An 18,664-nucleotide genomic window follows, 5' to 3' on the forward strand; every position below is an offset into this window, starting at 1 on the left:
TACTATAAAGCCTTTACAATTAAAACATAAGCTTTTTACCTCTAAGTGTTAATATATGGCCACTTATCCAAAAACAATAGTAAATTTTTAAATTCTTTATATACTTAAATTAAGCATAAAGAATAGGAGGATGATAGATATTAAACTTGAAATAATAATAGATAAAAATCTGGAAGAAAATTTAATCAAATTGTACACAAATTCTTATACAGAAGAAATAAAAGAAATAGAAGAAATATTAAATAATTACAAAAATAGTTCTAAAAATATTTTGACAGTTTTTAAGGACGATCAAGTTTTTGTAATTGATACTAAGGATATTATAAGAGTTTACAGTGAAAACAAGCATATATTTATCGAGACTAAAAATGATATCTATAAATCAAGATTAAGACTTTATGAAATTGAAGAAAGGCTTGAGAGAAATGATTTTATAAGAATTTCTAGGTTTGAAATCATAAATATAAAATACATAGAAAAATTAGACTTATCTTTTACAGGTACTATAGCTGTAAGTTTGAAAAATGGAAAAATATGCTATGTATCAAGAAGAAATTTAAAAGAATTTAAAAATATGCTAGGTTTTTAGGAGGGAAATAATGAAAAAAATAGGAAATTTACTTGTAAGTTTTTTAATCGGTGTAGGAATAGGATCTTTAGTAGAGTTAATTGTATCATTTTTTATTGGGAAAATAACAATTGGAGTGCCAGAATATGTTATGTCTCAGACTTCCCCAGTGCTTGCTCATTTCAAGAGCTTAATGCTATACGGAGGATATGGAATAGTTGGAACCCTTTCTGGAAGTTTCTACGATAAAGAAAAAACTTCTCTACTAGCTGCAACTGTAATTAATCTTGCTAGTCTTTTAATTTATCATTCTTTTGTTGGACTTTATCTAAAATGGTTTAATTTAAATACTCTAATTCAAGCTTTAATAGTTTTTACTATAAATTTTTTCATAATTTGGTCAATTATTTATTTCTTTGAAAAAAAGAATATAGAAAAAATAAATAAAAAGCTATCAAATAAAAAAGAGACAGAATGAAATTATCTGTCTCTAAATTATTTTTATTTAATTTTCAGGAAAAAGTTTTGTTTCTCTTTTTCTCATTATGAATAAGAATCCTATAACTATAACTGAACCTAATCCTAGACAAAGTAGAGCCGAGTTAGTAAATCCTGCTAGCAAGAAGCATAGAAAACTTATTGTTGCAACAGTTAAACCATAAGGTATCTGTGTAGAAACGTGGTCAACGTGAACACATCCTGCTCCTGCAGCAGACATGATTGTTGTATCACTTATTGGAGATAAGTGGTCTCCACAAACAGCACCTGATAGACAAGCTGATATACCAATAAAGAAGATTGGATCAGTTGAGTTAAACATACTTGCAACAATTGGAATTAATATTCCAAAAGTTCCCCAAGATGTACCTGTTGCAAATGCAAGGAATATTGCAACTACAAATATTACAGCTGGTAAGAAAGAATATAGGCCCGCAGCAGCACCTTCCATTGCTCCACCCACAAATTCAGCTGAACCTAAAAGGTCATTAGAAATATTTTTTAGTGAAGTTGCCATAGTTAAAATCATAATAGCTGGAACCATTGCATTAAATCCTTCTGGTAGACAATCCATAGCCTTGTCAAATTTAATTACTTTACGCATTATAAAATAAGCAATTGTAAAGATTAAAGTTATAATAGCTCCCCAAGGTAGACCCACAGTCGCATCGGTATTACCAAAAGCACCTATAAAATCTTTGTAATATTCTCCGCCGGCTTCAAAATATCCACCAACATAAACTAGGGCAAAAACTGAAATTACAATTAAAACTAAAATCGGTAGCACAAGGTCAATTACTTTTCCATCTGGATGTCCATCTTCAGCTGATATAGTTTCATTTTCAACCCCGCCAAGATGACCATGGTCTATAGCCATTTTTTCGTGTTTAACCATTGGACCGTAATCAACATCAAATATAATCATAAATACTACAAACATAAGAGTTAATAGTGAATAGAAATTAAAAGGAATAGCTCTTACAAAAAGTTCTATACCTGAAAGTCCAGTTCCATCTGCATAACCAGATACTGCAGCGGCCCAAGATGAAATTGGTGCAATCATACAAATTGGAGCAGCAGTCGCATCAATTATGTAAGCAAGCTTTGCACGAGAAACTTGGTGACTATCGGTAACAGGTCTCATTACAGAACCAACTGTCAAACAGTTAAAATAATCATCTATAAATATTAAAATACCAAGTAAAAAAGTTGCAATTTGAGATCCTTTTCTTCCCTTAATTCTTTTTGCAGCCCAGTCACCAAAGGCAGCTGTACCACCAGACTTATTAATTAGAGCAACTAGCATACCTAAAATGATTAAGAACAAAAATATACCAGCAGTTCCAGAAACAGCAGCTATCAATCCATCTACTACAACATGGTCTACCATATTAGCAAATGATCCTCCAGATGATAAAATAGCTCCAACAACAATTCCTATAAATAAAGAAGAGAAAACTTCCTTAGTGATAAGAGCAAGTCCAATCGCAACAATTGGTGGAACTAAAGCCCAAAAAGTTGCATAGGTTTCTACGCCTGATCCCGCAACAAAACTCGAAATAGCAACAATAATAATACCAATAATAAGTGCAATCCTAAGATTATTCTTATTAGTCATAACATAATACCTCCATCATTTCATAAGCAATAACTACAATAAAAAAAGAATCACGACGCCCGCCATGATTCTTCATGTTTTCTTATAAAATGAACATTTAGACCACGACAGCTCTCCGTTAATAACGACAGTATGCAAAATTTTCTCCTGCATCCCGGCAATTAAAAGTTCTGGGCAAACTTTTAACCCCTCGGCGATATCCCCTTTTGCTCAATTCGATTCCCTGAAAATTGAACTACTAATGTCAATCGCGCCTCTATCACGTTTCTTTAATTATTAGATACAATGCTAGCACTTAAAATTTTTCTTGTCAAGTTTAATCCTAATATATTTTATTAGTTTAAAGTTTTTTTACTATAAATTAATAAGACATTATCATCAAATTTATAAAATTTTTAATCCAAATTTATAAATTCGCAATTACCATCTTCATATATAGCACAAGAATTCATGCCATCCTTAGCAAGACTCGTGCTTCCAGGATTTATTACATCTATTCCATCAAATTTTTTAAAAAGTTTTTTATGACTGTGGCCAAAACATAAAAGATTTGCTCCTAGTTTTTTAGCTTTTTCTAATCTTTCTTCAAAACTTTCTTCGTATCCATGAACAGCATAAATTTTAAAGCCATCTAAATCTATCAGCCTTTCTTTATGAGATAGGTCTTTTCCTGTTACCATGGCATCTACATCGCTATCGCAATTACCTTTTACATAAACAATATCCTTATCTTTTAAATATTCTGCAAGTTTTGCAGGCTCATAAGATTCAAATAATGGATTTCTCGGTCCGTGATAAATAACATCTCCCAAATGCAAAATTAAATCACAGTCGCCCATTGCATCCAAGGCTTTTTTTGTTTGTATCAAAGACCCATGAGTGTCAGATAATATTCCTATTTTCAAATTTCCACTTCCTTATATTTATCTAAATTATTAATTTTTATTTCAAAATAAATTATGATTAATTATTTTTGTTAATATCGAATTTTTAATTAATCTTCTATAAAGTTAAAAGATTTCTGCTTTTCTAGGCTTTTATAATTAATTAGGGTATATATTTAACTGTAGTTTATTATATCAAAGGAGGAAATTTTATGCTAAAAGATAAAATTGCAGTTGTAACTGGTGGTACTAGAGGAATTGGAAATGCTGTTGTTCGTTCTTTCCTAGAAAATGGAGCTCAAGTAATTTTATTTGGATCTCGTGAAGAAACAGCTACAAAAGCAGTCGATGCTATAAAAAAAGATAATCCTGATGCAAAAATCGAAGGTGCTTGGCCAAAGCTTGCTGATTTTGAATCAATTTCAAAAGAAATAAAAAGAATCGAAGAAAAATATGGCCGCATTGATATCCTTGTAAACAATGCTGGTGTAACAGATTCAACTTCTGTTTATGAATATGATGCTAAGAAATTTTCAGATATTATAGATATAAATGTTAAGGGATTATTTAATGCAATCCTTGCAGTAATTCCTTATATGAAAAAACAAGGTGGAGGATCTATAATAAATACTTCTTCCATGGTTACTAAATTTGGACAAACTCTTGGAGTAGCTTACCCAACTAGTAAATTTGCAGTAAATGGACTTACTGTTTCTCTAGCAAGAGAACTTGGTCCTGATAAGATTCGTGTAAATGCAGTTGCTCCTGGAATTACAAATACAGATATGGTTAAAAACCTTCCTAAAGAAATGATTGATCCACTTATCAATATGATTCCACTTCGTAGAATTGGAGAACCAGAAGATCTATCAAAAGCTTTTGTTTTCCTTGCAAGTGATCAAGCAGACTTTGTTTCTGGCGAAGTTCTTTATGTGGACGGAGCCATGATTGTATAAGCCTATATAAAATAAACTCCTGACTAAAAATCAGGAGTTTTTCTTTTTTATAAATATTTTTTTGGAAATTCCATTCTCATTGTCCTATTTGGATTTACAATTTGACAAACTCTTAAATCTCCAGCAAGGGAAAGCAGTATTCCAGCTTGGTTTAAACTTATTGATTTTTTCTTCATCAAAAAGTCTGCCATGTTTGCTATTGCTAAATCTGATGCCGCTTCCATATTTTCAGCAGATCCTATGCTGATCCAAGCATCTTCACTCTCAATCATTGGAAGTTTGTAGGAAAAATCTTTTAAAATTTCAACTTTTAATTCAACTTCTCCTGCAATTTCAAGTCCAGCTCCCATAATTTCTCCATCTCCCATGCAAGCATGAAGATCGCCAAGAGATAAGAGAGCTCCTTCTACATTTACTGGTAGATATAGGCTGACTCCTTCTCTTACCATTTTGCAATCCATATTGCCGCCATGGTAATCTGGTGTACCCGTAACAACCGGATCATTTTCTGGAGCTGTTCCTATTACACCGATCATTTTATTTAAGTCAAGCCTGTCTGATCCAATTTGAATTTTATCTCCCACTATTTTTCCTACAAGTGTTTCTTCTTTTTCTACCTTGCTTCCAAGTCTTCCCATATTTGGAACTGCGACGCTGACTCCGCTATCTTTTACATTAATTTTTATTATATCAACTTTTAAAACGTCGCCTTTTTTTGCTCCTTCTATGTAGACTGGACCAGTGGCTGGGTTTACCCTTGAAAAATCTACGCTAGAAACCAAATCATCTTCACTTTTTATAGTATCAGTAAAGCAATCACAAGTTTCAAAAATAATGGAATCTCCGCTCTTTACCTTGCAAACTGCTTTGTGATTTTTGTCCATGCTAAAATTTATCTTGTCTTTTCCTACTCTCATTTTCATCTCCTCCTAAATTTATATGACTTAACTAGACTATACCCCATTACTTTTAATTTTTATTAGCTGCGCATTAAAGTTCAAATTTAAAATACCATTCGAATTAAAACCATATAAGAAAAAGTGCCAGCTAAAATCACTACTGTTGATGATTTTTTCATTAGCCCTAGACCAATAACTGTTGCACTTGCAATAATTTCTGGCAGAAAGTTTTCTGGACTCGAAAAGTTAACATTTTTTAAGCAATATACAACTAGCATAGCAATAGTTGCCTGAGGCAAAGTTTCTCCCAAATATTCTAAATATTCATTCTCTCCATTATATTTTCTTAAGATTAAAAAAGGCAAAGACCTGCATAGTATTGTTGAAACTACAAGGATTATAAGAACTAATAGTGTATTTTTTTCCATTCATACCTCCAAAACCTAATTAAAGTTAATACTAGAAAAATAACTATCATGGCTGGCAACATAAAATCATCCTTGCCAAAGATAATTAGACAAATTACAGAAGAAACAAAGCCAATCAGTGATGAAGAGCGTGTGGACTTCTTTTCCAATTGCCCTGTAAAAATTAAAAGAAAGAGTGCCGTCAAAACAAATTCTATTCCCCTTGTATCAAATTTTATTATTTGTCCAGTTACAGCTCCAATAAGCGTTCCAAGCTGCCAATATATGTAATCAAGAAGTGAAATTGCAAGAAAGAAATCTCTTTTTTTAATGCTAGGGCTAGGAGTTTTTGAATATACCAAAGAAAAAGTTTCATCCGATAATGTATATATAAGAAGTGGCTTGTAAGATCCCACATCCCTATACTTTCCTAGCAAGGCTATACCATAAAAAATATGTCTGGAATTTAAAATCATAATCATGATAGAAAATGAAACTATATCTATATTTTCTTTAAGATATGGAACTGCAGCAAATTGACAGGTTCCACTATATCCAAATATGCTAAAGATCATGGTGGTAAGTACAGAAAAACCTTCTGCTGACATCAAAAGTCCATAAGCAAAGCATATAAATAAATATCCAGTTAAGACTGGTAGCGTGTGTGGAAAAGCATCTTTAATCGCTTTTCTCAAACTATCACCTCTTAAATTTAATAAACATAAACTCAAGCTAATTTTAACATAATAATTAATCGTTTTGCTGCCTAAAACACAAAAAAGGATGCTAAAAAAGCACCCTCTTTCCTAAGAATTTATTTATATCAATTTATGGAGTTTTAATATATCAATTAACATTTTTGTCCTGTATTCATTTAAGCTTTCTCTATCATTTCCGATTTCTTTTGGTCGATTTTTAATTGCCTCATCTATTCCGTCATATAATTTTGAAGTCCCTTCAGGAAATTCAGTCCAAGTTGCCATATCATCTAGCCAAGTAAGCATTGATTTTCCAATAACATCAATCATGCCTTCTAGTCCTTTGTCACTTGCAAGTTCAAAGTTAAGACCAGATCCCATTATTCCCCATCTAATTCCAGGTCCAAATGTTAAAGCCTTATCAACATCTTCAATGCTTGCAACTCCATTTACTACTAAATCTATTGTTTCTCTAAAAACTGCAGCTTGAAGTCTATTTGCAATATAGCCTGGCACTTCTTTATTTAAAATTACTGGAATTTTTCCAAGATCTTCAAAGAATTTTTTTACTTTCTCTGCTAAATCTTCGCTTGTTTTTTCTCCCTTAACAATTTCTATAAGTGGAATTATGTGAGGAGGATTATATGGATGAACTCCTATTATTCTTTCAGGATGTTTAGCATTTTTCGCTATATCACTAACCAATAAACCTGATGTAGATGAAGCTAAGACAGCATTGTCTGGAGCATATTTTTCAAAAAGCTCAACAATTTCATGTTTCTTTTCCATAATTTCTGGCCAGTTTTCTTGTGCATAATCAATATCTTTTAAGCCTTCTTCTAGGTCAGTTGAATATGAAATGTGAGAAAGAATTTTTTCCTTGTCTTCTTCATTTATAACCTTATTTTCAATTAATTGCTTTAACATTCCATTAATTTTGTCTTGAGTTCTCTTTACTCCGTCTTGGTTTCTTGAAATATTTACAACATCCAAACCACCGCGTGCAAATATAAGCGAGAATGAAGACCCTATAACTCCGCCACCAATATTAGCTATCTTTTTAAATTCTGTCATCATAATACCCTCTTTCAATTCTATTTTTAATGACTCATTTATTTTCTACCCTATTTAGCCAATATTTTCATATTTAATTTATTTATCTATTTTATCTTCCAATAATTTCCAGCAATTAAGGGCCTGCAATCCCAGGTGTCATAAATATATCCATCTTTTAAAACGCTTATGTGCCTCGTCATCCTGACAAGATAAGTACCCTCTGGAAATTTTTCTGCAAATTCATAAAGTCTATATTTTTTGCCATTAGTTTTTCTGAGCTGCTTTTCTTTTTTGTATCCCTTGTTTTCTAAATATTTTTCCAAAACCCTGTATGAGTTGGGTGAATCTTTTATTTCCATGGCAAGTTCTGTCAATTCTAAAAAAGCCTCTTCCCAACTTATATCAAAAGCAAGACTAACTGATCTAAAAACACAATCAGCAGCCGTTACAAGTCCTCTTGGATTTGCATTATAAAACCTAAAATTACCTGAATCTTCTCTCATATTTTCCCTCTATATTAAAATTTATTTTTACTAAAAGCCCTAAATTGGCATTTTTTCTCATTTTTATATACAATATAATATATGATAGTTAAAGTATATAGTCTAGATTTTTTAATCTTACTATAAACATATATGTAGCGTTCGTATTATTTGGGGGCTGCCAGTCAGCCCCTTTTTTATTTAATGAGGTGTTTTAAATTGGATGATAAAGAAAAAAGATTGAGAAAGAAATTTCCAAATCTTAAATCTATAAGAGCAAAAAGACAAAATAGAAAACAAGGAGACATGGGTTACCTAGATTTTTTTATGCTAGGTTTTGGATCCATGGTAGGAGTTGGCTGGGCAGTTTCTTCTAACAGCTGGATCGCACAAGCTGGTGGACCAATACCTGCCTTTATCGGATTTTTAATAGCAACTCTTCTACTTATTCCAATTGGACTTTGCCATGGAGAACTTTTGGCAACTCTTCCAATTGGTGGAGGAGTTATGGTCTATACAGATAAGGCCTTTGGAAAAAGAGTATCTTTTATATCCTCTTGGTTCCTAGCACTTGCTTATCTAACCATACTACCTTGGGAAGCCATTTATATAAATACAATAATAACAGACATAGTCCCAGCCTTTTCTAATTCAAGAATTTTATATTATGTAGCAGGCTATCCCATACATTTATCTTCAATCATTTTAGGAGTGGCATTAGCTTTTTTATTATTTTTTATTAATTTTAAGGGGTCAAAATTTGCATCAAAATTGCAGTCCATTTTATCAATTGTAATTATTTTAGTCGGAGTTTTGGTTATAATATTTTCTTTTATAAAAGCAGACCCCGATAACCTTATGCCTGTATATAAAAATTTAGGCAAGGGCAAACATTCTTCCTTGTTCGGAGGAATTATATCTATGATTGTAATTGTTCCTTTCTTTATGTCAGGCTTTGATACAATTCCACAATCAATTGAAGAAACAAGCCCTGATAAAAAATTTAAGCATATAGCAAAATCTTTAGTGCTTTCAATTATTGCAGCTGGAATATTTTATTCACTAGTTATAATTTCAACAGGAGCAGCTTCTCCTTGGCAAGAATATTCTCTAGCAAGTCCACCTGCTATGGGCGATATGCTTCAAGATGCTTATGGTGGAAACTTAGGTAGAATCCTAAATGGATTAATCATTGTCGGAACAGTATCAGGTTTATTTTCAACTTGGAATGGTATGTTTATGGCATCAGCAAGGTTAATTCAGTCAATGGGAGCAAGTGGCCTGATTCCAAAAGTTTTCGCAATCAGCCACGCAGAATACAACACACCAGTTATAGGATCTTTGGTTTGTTTATTCTTTGCAGGCGTTGGACCCTTTGTTGGTTTGAATTTAATAGATCCTTTGACAAGTCTTGGATCAGTTGCCTTTGTTATAGGTTGGTTTTTAACTTGCCTATCCCTGCTTGTTATATTAAATGATGATAAAGATTTTTATACAACTTACAAGGCAAAGGGCGGAAAATTTACAGTCTATCTAGCCATTTTTATTTCAGCAGCAATTGTTCTTGGCACTTTTATTCCTGGAACACCAGCCTTTATGGGCTACACTGCCTTAATAATATTTTTCATTTGGCTACTACTAGGCATGTTTTTCTACTACCTATCAAGTAAATATATAGAAGATTAAATCAATTTATGAACCGGCTTAAAAGTCGGTTTTTTCTTTTTCTAGTATCATGTAGACTTATTGACTTTAGTTTTTCTAAATATATAATTATTCTTAGATACATACTTCTATTTATTGGCTTAAACTAGCTGGTTAAAACTATAATATTTAATACAGTAAATAGATAAAAATACATAATATAGGTGGTAATATGAAATGTAAAAATTGCGGAATGCAAAATGATAATGATGCACAATTTTGTATGTCCTGCGGAAGCACACTGAAAACCAATTCTTCAAACTATGATTATGAAAGAGATTATCCAAAAAAATCATCTGGCAAAAAAATCTTTCCTATCATAGCAATCTTGCTAGTAGTTTTAATATCACTAGGAGCCTACATAGGATTTACTGTAAATAAAAATAACAAAATCAACAGACTTGAAAATCAACTTGCTAGTGAAAAGATCGACAAAAACTACAAGAACATGTTAGACATAAACCTATCCTTATACGAACTTACAAAGGACGAAAAATATAAAAAAGAAGCTGAAAAAATTCAGTCCCTAGTCGGTGGTCAAGAGGAAATTGAAAAAGCAAAGGCCTACATAAATAACAAAGAATTTGCTCAAGCTTATAAAATTATCTTAAAATTAAAAAATAGTGAAACCAAAGACCAAAACCAACTAGATATTTTGACAACAGATTTTCAAGGTAGCCTAACAAACTTTATCAAAGAAACTAATGCATCTGGTGATTTCCAAACATCTAAAAATGTTTTAAATGACTTAATATCAATTGAACCTGGTAACCAATTCTTTACAGGACTTTTATCTAGTTCAGAAACAGGCCAAGAAGAAGTAAAATCTGCTCAAGAAGAAAGTGAAAAACAAGAAAAAGCAGCAAGTTCCGGCAAATCTTATATAGGAAAAACTTGCTATGTAAAAACTGAAGGATCAAATGTAAGAAGTGGACCAAGCCTTTCAGATGCTAAAATCAACAGCCTATCAAAAGGCTCAACAATCTATGTCCAAGACTATGCAGTAGATAATAGGTGTGTTGTTTGGTTATATTGTGAATACGGCTGGATATCATCAAAAAATATTTCAAAATCAAAAGTAGCTTCTTCTCAAAGTTATGACTATTACGATTCATACATCTATGTAAAAACAAATAACTCAAACCTAAGAGAAGGCCCAGGTCTTTCTTATGAAATAATTGGAACAGCATCAGCTGGAGCAGCACTTTATCCATACGATAAATCATACGATGATAGAGGCGTTGCTTGGTTTTTAACAGACTACGGTTGGATCTCAGAAAGAAATTTAAAATAAGATATTTAGCTAAGATACTAAAAGATATGTTTTGACTAACATATCTTTTTTATTTTTATATTAATATGCTATAATAAAAAAGAATTTTAATAAGGGAATGATGTTCTCCCTTGGGCAACCTAAACCGCAAAAGCTGATGACTTCTACCACTATTTATTTTTGTTGGCAGAAGTCTTTTCTTTTGCCCAAAAGGAGGATTTTTATGTTAACTTCACTCGCTTTAATATTTTTACTCGGACTTTTAATGGCAGAAATTTGTAGGAGATTAAAACTCCCAAGAATTATCGGTATATTTCTCACCGGAGTTTTTCTTGGTCCCTATTCTCTAAACTTACTGGATCCAAAAATACTTTCCATTTCTTCAGACCTAAGACAAATGGCATTAATAATAATTTTGATCAAGGCTGGACTTTCTTTAGACATAAAAGATTTAAAAAAAGTTGGACGACCGGCTCTATTTTTGTCCTTTCTTCCAGCAAGCTTTGAAATCCTAGCCTATACTTTTCTTGCAAACAAAATCTTGGGCCTATCTTATATAGAAGCAGCTCTTATGGGATCAGTCCTAGCAGCCGTTTCTCCTGCAGTTGTAGTTCCAAAAATGACAAATTTAATAGAAAATAAATATGGAAATGAAAAATCAATTCCCCAAATGATTCTTGCTGGAGCCTCTTGTGATGATATTTTTGTAATAGTTTTATTTACATCATTTTTAAATATGGCAGAAGGTGGATCTGCAAACTTTTCAGACCTATTAAATATACCAAGTTCAATTTTACTAGGAATAGCTTTGGGCTTAGTTCTTGGCAATATTCTCTACCACTTTTTTGAAAGAGCCTACGCAAAAGATGAATTAATAAGAAATAGTTTAAAAGTGATTATAATTTTATCCACTGCTTTTCTATGCATAACATTTGAAAATATCTTAAAAGAAAAAATTGCCCTATCAGGTCTACTCGCAGTTTTGAGCATGGCTTGCACCTTGCAGATGAAAAGTGAAAAAATAGTTGCCGAAAGACTTTCAGAAAAATTTTCTAAACTTTGGCTTGCTGCAGAATTAATTTTATTTGTTATGGTAGGAGCTGCCGTTGATGTTAGCTACACTTTAAAAGCTGGACCAAAAGTTGTAATTCTCATCTTGCTCGCACTTTTAGTAAGAAGCCTTGGAGTTTTCCTATCACTGGTAAAAACACCTTTGAATAATAAAGAAAAACTTTTTACAGTCCTAGCTTATCTACCAAAAGCAACAGTCCAAGCAGCAATAGGATCAGTTCCCCTTCAAGCAGGTCTAGACTGTGGAAATATAATTTTATCAGTAGCAGTAACAGCGATATTAATAACAGCACCACTCGGTGCCTTTGCTATGGATTTTAGTTACAAAAAATTATTAAGTCATGACAAATAAACTTTTGTAGCAAATTCCTTAGTTTATCTGATCCTTTTGGGTAAAATTATAATGTAATAATTTTCAAATTATATAAAAGGAGGATTTTATGAAAAATTTAAAAAGACCGATAGCCTTTTTCTTGCTTCTTATTATGCTTTTCTCAACTACTACTGCTTTTGCGGTTAGACATGAAAAAAGAGATATTGCTCTAAATGGTATTATCGTAAATGATCACATTGTCTATAGTGATGTTGAGCCATACATAAAGAACTCAAGAACTTTCGTACCTATCAGATTTATTGCTGAGGAACTTGGCTATGATGTTAAGTGGGATGATGTAAATCGAAAAGTTATCATGACAGAAGGAGATACTAAAGTTGAACTAAAGATTGGATCAGCTGATATGCTTGTTAATGGTAGAGTAGTTAAACTCGATGCTCCTGCTGAAATTAGAGATGACAGAACTTTTGTACCTCTTCGTGCAATTGCTGAAGCTTTTGGCGAAAAGGTTGACTTTTCTGAAGATTACAGGGCAGTTTATATAGGTGCTGAACCTAAGTATAATAAGTTCTACAAGGTTGTTTATTACTATACTAACGGACCTGTTCTTATTTCTAATTACACTATCAACATAGCAACTTATAAGATGGATATTAATGGAAATCTTACAAGATTTGAAACAGCTCATGATTTAATTAATAGCGTTTGTGATGACTTTGTTGATTATGAAATTAACGGAAGATCTCAATACGGTATAAGTATTTATAAAGAAAATACTCAAAGTAAAAACACTGGTCCAAAAACAAATTCTAGTGTTCCTAAGGATAGACAATTAAAAGATGAATATTATGTTGCTCCTACAAATGATCCATTAGTTGGAAGCTGGTTTGGTCGTCTTTTCTATGATGCTTCTAGTAAATACTCAACAGTTGATTATGTTTATATAGAAGCTTTAGGAAACAATAAATACAAGTTGACAAAGAGAACTTTACTTGAGTCCGATCAAAATTCTCAAGTAATAACTTCTCAATATGGTTACTATGATCCACAAATAAATGGTCTTGTTGTATCTGCTTCACCAATTGCTTATGATGGAACAGGACATTTCAAAAATCGTTCAGTTTACTCTCTAGAAACAACTTATTATCTAGAAAATAACAATACTAGAATATCTTGGGGTGAAAAGGGATCACAATACTTCCTTGATAAATATTAATAAAAGTTGATTAAATCAAAAATAGAAGTTAGAATATTCTAACTTCTCTTTTTTTGTGCAAAATATAAGTTTTTTTAAAATAATACTTTTGATTAATTTTTCCTAAAGACTTTTCTCATAACATATATAAAGTTTGTGCAGATAAGAATAGCAAGTATTCCTCCGATAATCCTTTTTGTATATCCAACTTCTTTTATAAAAATTGCATAAACTCCAAGGCTTATAATAGAAACTATATTTAAAAATGAAAATATAATTGTACAAATTATTTTTTCCCACTTCGGAATATCTTTTTCTGCAAAATTACAAGTTATGGTAAGAGAGATTATCTCTAATAGTCTCAATTTATGCCCTCCTAACTAGATTTATATAAGACTAAATTTTAAAAATCTATTTTAATAAATATATTTTATAATAAATCTCTCAATTTTTAAAATGATAAATAGGTGAAGATGACTTTAAAATTATAAAATTTAAAATAATTTTCTATTTCAAGATCAATAATCGCATCTCTCACTTTAAAAACTTATAATTTATGAAATAAAAAGGACTATAAGTTTAATAACTCGTAGTCCTTTTATCTCTTTCTAATCCAGAAATTTTCTAATTTCTCAATTTAGAAAAGCTTAACTAAATCTAATTTAGATTATTTATTTTTCTTATTTTTTCTTCTCTTATATTCTAGATAAGCAAGCATTGTGCTTGTCATTCCACCTAATCCTAAATAAGAAGCTACTCCTGGATCAAAAGTTTGTGGAGCTCTAGAATCATCTGTACTAGAAACTTTTTTAACCGTATCTTTTTCAACTTTTTGAGAAGTCTTTTCTTCTATAGAAACTTCTTCCTTAGTTTGAGAATCTTTTTCTTTTTCAGCTTCAACTATCTTAGAATCAACTTCAGATTTTGAATCAGTATTTTCTACTTTTTCTGAATCCTTCGATTCTGATTTATCAGGTGTTTGACCTGGAGTAGTTGGGTCAGATGGTTTCTCTTCGCCTGGTTTTCCTGGGATCTCTGGAATATTTGGTTTACCAGGTTCTTCTGGTTTTCCTGGGATCTCTGGAATATTTGGTTTGCCAGGTTCTTCTGGTTTTTCAGGTTTTTCTGGAGTGTCTGGTTTTTCTGTATTATCAGGAGTCTCTGGAGTTTCTGGTTCTTCAGGATCAACTGGTTTTTCTGGTTCTTCAGGGTCTGGTGTTGGTATTTCGCAGACATTCTTAGTTCCAACTTTAATAATTTTCTTTTGTGCCTTTTCAATTACCTTTGTTTCTCTAGATACTTCCTTGCTGTTTTTAATAGTAATTGTAGTTTCAGACTTACCATTTTTCCCTTCTTGAACAACTTCTTTTTCTCCAGCATTCATTTCAGAATCATAAATAATTTCAACCTCATATTTTTCTTCGTATTCAACCTTAACTTCACCTTCAGTTTTAGAGCCATATTTAACTATTTTTTTAGTTGGTTCTTCCCTTTCAACCTTTATTTCAAGTTTGCCTTTTTCTTGATTAAAGGAAGTTGTTATCTTAGCTTTTCCTTCTTTACCTTCTTGAGTTACTTCAGTTTTTCCAGCTTCCATATTTTCATCGTAAACATATTCTGTTTCAAAAGGAAGTTCAGTTTCTTTTTCAATTGGTTTTATACCAATCTTAATAACTTTATCTACAGGCTTTTTAGTTGTTTTAAATTCGCCTTTTTTAACTTCAGTAACTTCGCCATCTTTAATTACAAGATTATTGGTTCTTTCTTGTTCTCCTGATTCTCCGCCAGTTTCTATGCGTTGACCAGCTTCAAGGTTTTGATCATACTCTATTCTAGTTTCGTAAGGAAGTTCTTTCTTTTCAACTACATCATAATCACCGTTGTTAGTATCTTCACCAATTAGGATAACTGCCTTTTGAGCTTCTTTAGTAACTCTTGGGTCTGATATGTTTGTAACCTTAGAGTTTTCTATGGTAAGAGTTCTTTCTTGTTCTCCTACAACTCCTTTTAGTTCGTTGCCATCTTCATCCTTAGCGTATGCCCATTCGCCCTTCTTTAGGGTTGGGTCTTTTCTTACTTCTACTTCAAATGGAATTTCTTCTTTAACAACTTCACTTCCGCTAGTCTTGCCACCAATTTTTACTTTTTTATTTACAGCTTCTTTGGTAGTTTCTTTATTGATTGTTACTGTGCCATCTGCATTTCTTTTTGTGGTGATAGTCACTTCACCTTTTTCACCATCATTAATAAGTTCGGTTTTGCCTGCTTCTAGGTTGTTGTCAACTTCATATTCTGTATCAAATGGAATTTCTACCTTTGTTGTAGCTGGTTTTGTGCCGATTTTTATAATTCTTGGTGTTGCTTTTTTTACTGTTTCAACTACAATCTTGCTTTCGCCTTCTTTAAAAGTTCCATCTTGTTGGAAGATACCTTTTTTTCCATTTAAGGTGTCTTGGACGAAAGTTATCTTTAGTTCTCCTTTTTGACCGGCTTGTGTTTCTTGGAAGTAGCCTACCGGAAGACTTTCGTCATATTCTACCTTTGTTTCAAAAGGTATTTCAGATGTCTTTGTTTCATTGGTTAAAGTTTTGTGTTGCTTTGTGGCAATAAACTGTGCCTTGATCTCTTCGGTTTTCTTTTCACCAGTTGTTTGGTCAGTGTAGTTTACCCTAACAGGAACAGTTAGTTTTTCTCCTCCATTTATTTCCTTACCTTCTGGAAGATTTGTAGGAAGGGTCGCTGTTACTGCACCTGTTTTTTGGTCAATACTTACATTCCAAACATTGCCCTTGTTATCCTTAAAGGTATTACCAATCAATTCGTAGGACTCAGGTTGGTTTTTCTTTAAGTCCTCTTCTTTTTTTGGAACAATAGGATTATTAACTAAGGTATTTCCTTGAGGTCCTACTTCTGCCAAATACTCCGGTCTATTATTGTTAGTTTCTTGAACAACAAAGTGGAACCAGTGGGTATCTGTAGATCCATTTGTGTAGGTATACTCAACAGGTAGGGCTAAGAAGTCTCCGGCTTTAGCCTGTTTTGGAGCTTTTATTGTAAATTTCGAAATATTATCAGACTTGCCGTCAACAGTCCAGCGTCTGTCTGCATATTCATCACTAGTTATAAATTCCTTATAGTCAACCCCTAAATCATCTGCAATTTGTTTGTTGGCTATATCAAGGAATTCCTCTTTTAGTTTTCCTGTAGCTTCTCCTCTACTATAGGCCCCATCCATTTCTGCACCGGTTTTTTGGCTGCCACCGGTTTCGTCTGGAGTTTGTATCTCAACACTAAAATCTTGACCAGGAATTACTTTTGTAGAGCTATGTTCATCAATTTTATTACCCTCTTGATCTTTGAAAACTTGGTCATAGTAGCGTGTGTCATCAAGTTGTAAATTAAATTTTCCAATTAGATTATAGTGGTCGTAGCGGTCGATGCCTTGCTTGTCAATTGTTACAGTGCTTCCCTTGTGGTCGATGTCAGCAGTTCCTGCGCCTGTTTCTACATAGGTTCCTGTTTCACCAAATTGATCCGGTGTTTCTGCAATAGTCTTAAATTCTTCAGCAGTTCTTGGACGGGCGAAGAATTTAACGTCTAGGTATGTTAAGCCCTTATATTCAGGGTCTTTAGAAAAAATAGAATCTTCATTTACTACATACTTGCCACTTGCATCCTTTTTTAGGGCGCCTTCTGGCATCTGTATCTTAACTTTTCCATTTTCATCAATAAATGCCCTTGCCCCTGGTACTATCTTACCTGTAGTTGGATTATAAACTTGTCCGACTAGTCTTTCTTTGGCACTTTCATCAATATTATCTACCTTAATACCTGTGTCGATTTCTTGACCTTGGACAAAGACCTTATCATTGTACTCTCCATTTAATTTTAATTCTTCTAGCTTGTCATTTTCATTAGGCCATGGGTTTACCTTGTAACCTAAAGCAAAGCTATCTCCAAAAAACTTAATTTTTGGATTTTCTTGAGTATAATTGTCCTGCATACCAAAAGAAGTGGAGTCATTACCACTGTTATTAATATGTTTTAGTGTTTCTTCGCTGGCTTCGTAGTTTAAGTTTCTTTGTGTTCTAGAAGCACTAATATTTGTGTTCTCATCTGGCTTATAAGTTACCTCTGGAGATCCAGGAGTTAACTTATCTCCCTGACCCATCATTGGTTTTTCTCCCGGATTAACAGGTATAAGACCAGAGTCTGTAACAGAAAGCTTAGTATATGTTCTTTGACCGGTCTTCTTGTCTATAGTGATTTGGTAACCATATTCTGTCTTACTTGGCGATGTTACGGATGGGTTATTAAGTTCGAATTTAAAACCGTCTTTTTCTTCCTTTTCATCAGTAATATAGAATTCCTGATTTGTATCTCCCGGTTTTAAGTCTGTTTCTTTATAACGTTCAGATTTACTGTAGTCCTCTATTTGTTTTTCATCTATGGAATAGTTTGGATCATCGGCTTTTTGTAGATTACTATCTCCTGCAGCTGCAGTTTCTCCTGCTTTTTGAGCTTGAGGTGTCTTTTCTTCTTCTATTTCTAAATTTTCTTCAGCTTGAGCGACATCTGATTCTTCTTGAACAGATTGAACTTCGTCTTCTACTTGAGTTTCGTCTTCAAATTGAGCAGACTTTGCTTCAACTGCTTGGACCTTGTCTTCAACTTGATTTTTTTCTTCTGTATTAGTTTCTATAGCTTCTTGTCCATTTGAAGTTTCAGCAGCTTGAGTCGGATTCTTAATTTCTGCTTCTTGTTCTTGAACTTGCGTCGTATCTGTAGGTCCTGCTTCTTGAGCTTGAACAGGATCTGCAATTCCTAAAATTGAAAATCCCAAAGCGCATGAAACCAAACCAACAGACAGCTTTCTCATTCCATATTTAGGAACTCTGCTAGCCGATTTAATCTTTTTTTCCTCAATTACTTTTTCGAATTTCTCCAATTCTTAATATTCCTCCTTAATAAAATCACATATAGATTTTATTTATAATCTTGATAATAAATATTTTTCTATT

The 18,664-nt window shown here is 32.6% G+C and carries 16 protein-coding genes and 2 riboswitches; of the genes, 7 read left to right on the top strand and 9 right to left on the bottom strand.

The annotated features are described in order from the left end of the window. Positions 1–130 precede the first annotated feature (130 nt). Positions 131–589 (top strand): LytTR family DNA-binding domain-containing protein, encoded by a 459-nt coding sequence (locus HGPB_RS02915; RefSeq protein WP_019132191.1) that lies wholly within the window; start codon positions 131–133, stop codon positions 587–589. Between the two features lie 10 nt (positions 590–599). Next, entirely contained in the window at positions 600–1,046 is a 447-nt protein-coding gene (locus HGPB_RS02920) for a DUF3021 family protein (RefSeq protein ID WP_019132192.1), read from the top strand. 27 nt (positions 1,047–1,073) lie between these two features. Here HGPB_RS02920 and HGPB_RS02925 read toward each other — a convergent pair whose 3' ends face one another. Both HGPB_RS02925 and yfcE read right to left on the bottom strand, forming a co-directional pair. Beyond that, the gene (locus HGPB_RS02925) at positions 1,074–2,684 is read right to left on the bottom strand and encodes a Na+/H+ antiporter NhaC family protein (RefSeq protein ID WP_019132193.1); all 1,611 of its coding nucleotides are present in this window, start codon (positions 2,682–2,684) and stop codon (positions 1,074–1,076) included. 100 nt (positions 2,685–2,784) lie between these two features. Next, positions 2,785–2,951: riboswitch (Lysine riboswitch) on the bottom strand. A gap of 128 nt (positions 2,952–3,079) precedes the next feature. Further along, entirely contained in the window at positions 3,080–3,589 is a 510-nt protein-coding gene (gene yfcE, locus HGPB_RS02930) for a phosphodiesterase (RefSeq protein WP_019132194.1), read from the bottom strand. Between the two features lie 191 nt (positions 3,590–3,780). Here yfcE and HGPB_RS02935 point away from each other — a divergent pair, with 191 nt between their 5' ends. Next, positions 3,781–4,524: an SDR family NAD(P)-dependent oxidoreductase gene (locus HGPB_RS02935; protein WP_019132195.1), complete on the top strand. Its 744-nt coding sequence runs from the start codon at positions 3,781–3,783 to the stop codon at positions 4,522–4,524. A 47-nt stretch (positions 4,525–4,571) separates the two neighbouring features. On the opposite strand, the gene HGPB_RS02940 is transcribed toward HGPB_RS02935, so the two are convergent. The 5 genes from HGPB_RS02940 to HGPB_RS02960 all read right to left on the bottom strand — a co-directional run bounded on the left by HGPB_RS02940 (position 4,572) and on the right by HGPB_RS02960 (position 8,087). Beyond that, complete coding sequence (locus tag HGPB_RS02940; RefSeq protein WP_019132196.1) at positions 4,572–5,441, bottom strand: acetamidase/formamidase family protein; 870 nt, start codon at positions 5,439–5,441, stop codon at positions 4,572–4,574. 86 nt (positions 5,442–5,527) lie between these two features. Continuing rightward, positions 5,528–5,851, bottom strand: coding sequence for a branched-chain amino acid transporter permease (locus HGPB_RS02945; protein WP_019132197.1), 324 nt, complete (start codon positions 5,849–5,851; stop codon positions 5,528–5,530). Continuing rightward, positions 5,830–6,525, bottom strand: a complete 696-nt coding sequence (locus HGPB_RS02950; RefSeq protein WP_019132198.1) for an AzlC family ABC transporter permease — start codon at positions 6,523–6,525, stop codon at positions 5,830–5,832. The genes HGPB_RS02945 and HGPB_RS02950 overlap by 22 nt, the downstream gene beginning before the upstream one ends. A gap of 123 nt (positions 6,526–6,648) precedes the next feature. Continuing rightward, complete coding sequence (locus tag HGPB_RS02955) at positions 6,649–7,605, bottom strand: 3-hydroxyacyl-CoA dehydrogenase family protein (RefSeq protein ID WP_019132199.1); 957 nt, start codon at positions 7,603–7,605, stop codon at positions 6,649–6,651. 83 nt (positions 7,606–7,688) lie between these two features. Next, entirely contained in the window at positions 7,689–8,087 is a 399-nt protein-coding gene (locus tag HGPB_RS02960; RefSeq protein ID WP_019132200.1) for a hypothetical protein, read from the bottom strand. Between the two features lie 198 nt (positions 8,088–8,285). Here HGPB_RS02960 and HGPB_RS02965 point away from each other — a divergent pair, with 198 nt between their 5' ends. From HGPB_RS02965 to HGPB_RS08435, 4 genes are all read left to right on the top strand, one after another. Further along, positions 8,286–9,752, top strand: coding sequence for an APC family permease (locus tag HGPB_RS02965; RefSeq protein ID WP_019132201.1), 1,467 nt, complete (start codon positions 8,286–8,288; stop codon positions 9,750–9,752). Positions 9,753–9,942: 190 nt separating this feature from the next. Beyond that, complete coding sequence (locus HGPB_RS02970; protein WP_019132202.1) at positions 9,943–11,064, top strand: zinc-ribbon domain-containing protein; 1,122 nt, start codon at positions 9,943–9,945, stop codon at positions 11,062–11,064. Positions 11,065–11,148: 84 nt separating this feature from the next. Then, positions 11,149–11,217: riboswitch (Fluoride riboswitch) on the top strand. A 49-nt stretch (positions 11,218–11,266) separates the two neighbouring features. Then, on the top strand, positions 11,267–12,466 hold the full coding sequence (locus tag HGPB_RS02975; RefSeq protein WP_019132203.1) for a cation:proton antiporter: 1,200 nt from the start codon (positions 11,267–11,269) through the stop codon (positions 12,464–12,466). A gap of 88 nt (positions 12,467–12,554) precedes the next feature. Next, complete coding sequence (locus tag HGPB_RS08435; protein ID WP_019132204.1) at positions 12,555–13,664, top strand: copper amine oxidase N-terminal domain-containing protein; 1,110 nt, start codon at positions 12,555–12,557, stop codon at positions 13,662–13,664. A gap of 92 nt (positions 13,665–13,756) precedes the next feature. On the opposite strand, the gene HGPB_RS02985 is transcribed toward HGPB_RS08435, so the two are convergent. Next, entirely contained in the window at positions 13,757–14,008 is a 252-nt protein-coding gene (locus HGPB_RS02985; RefSeq protein WP_019132205.1) for a hypothetical protein, read from the bottom strand. A gap of 302 nt (positions 14,009–14,310) precedes the next feature. Beyond that, entirely contained in the window at positions 14,311–18,591 is a 4,281-nt protein-coding gene (locus tag HGPB_RS02990) for an adhesin domain containing protein (RefSeq protein WP_019132206.1), read from the bottom strand. Positions 18,592–18,664: the final 73 nt, after the last annotated feature.

This window comes from Peptoniphilus obesi ph1 (assembly GCF_000311865.1).
Taxonomy (GTDB): domain Bacteria; phylum Bacillota; class Clostridia; order Tissierellales; family Peptoniphilaceae; genus Peptoniphilus_E; species Peptoniphilus_E obesi.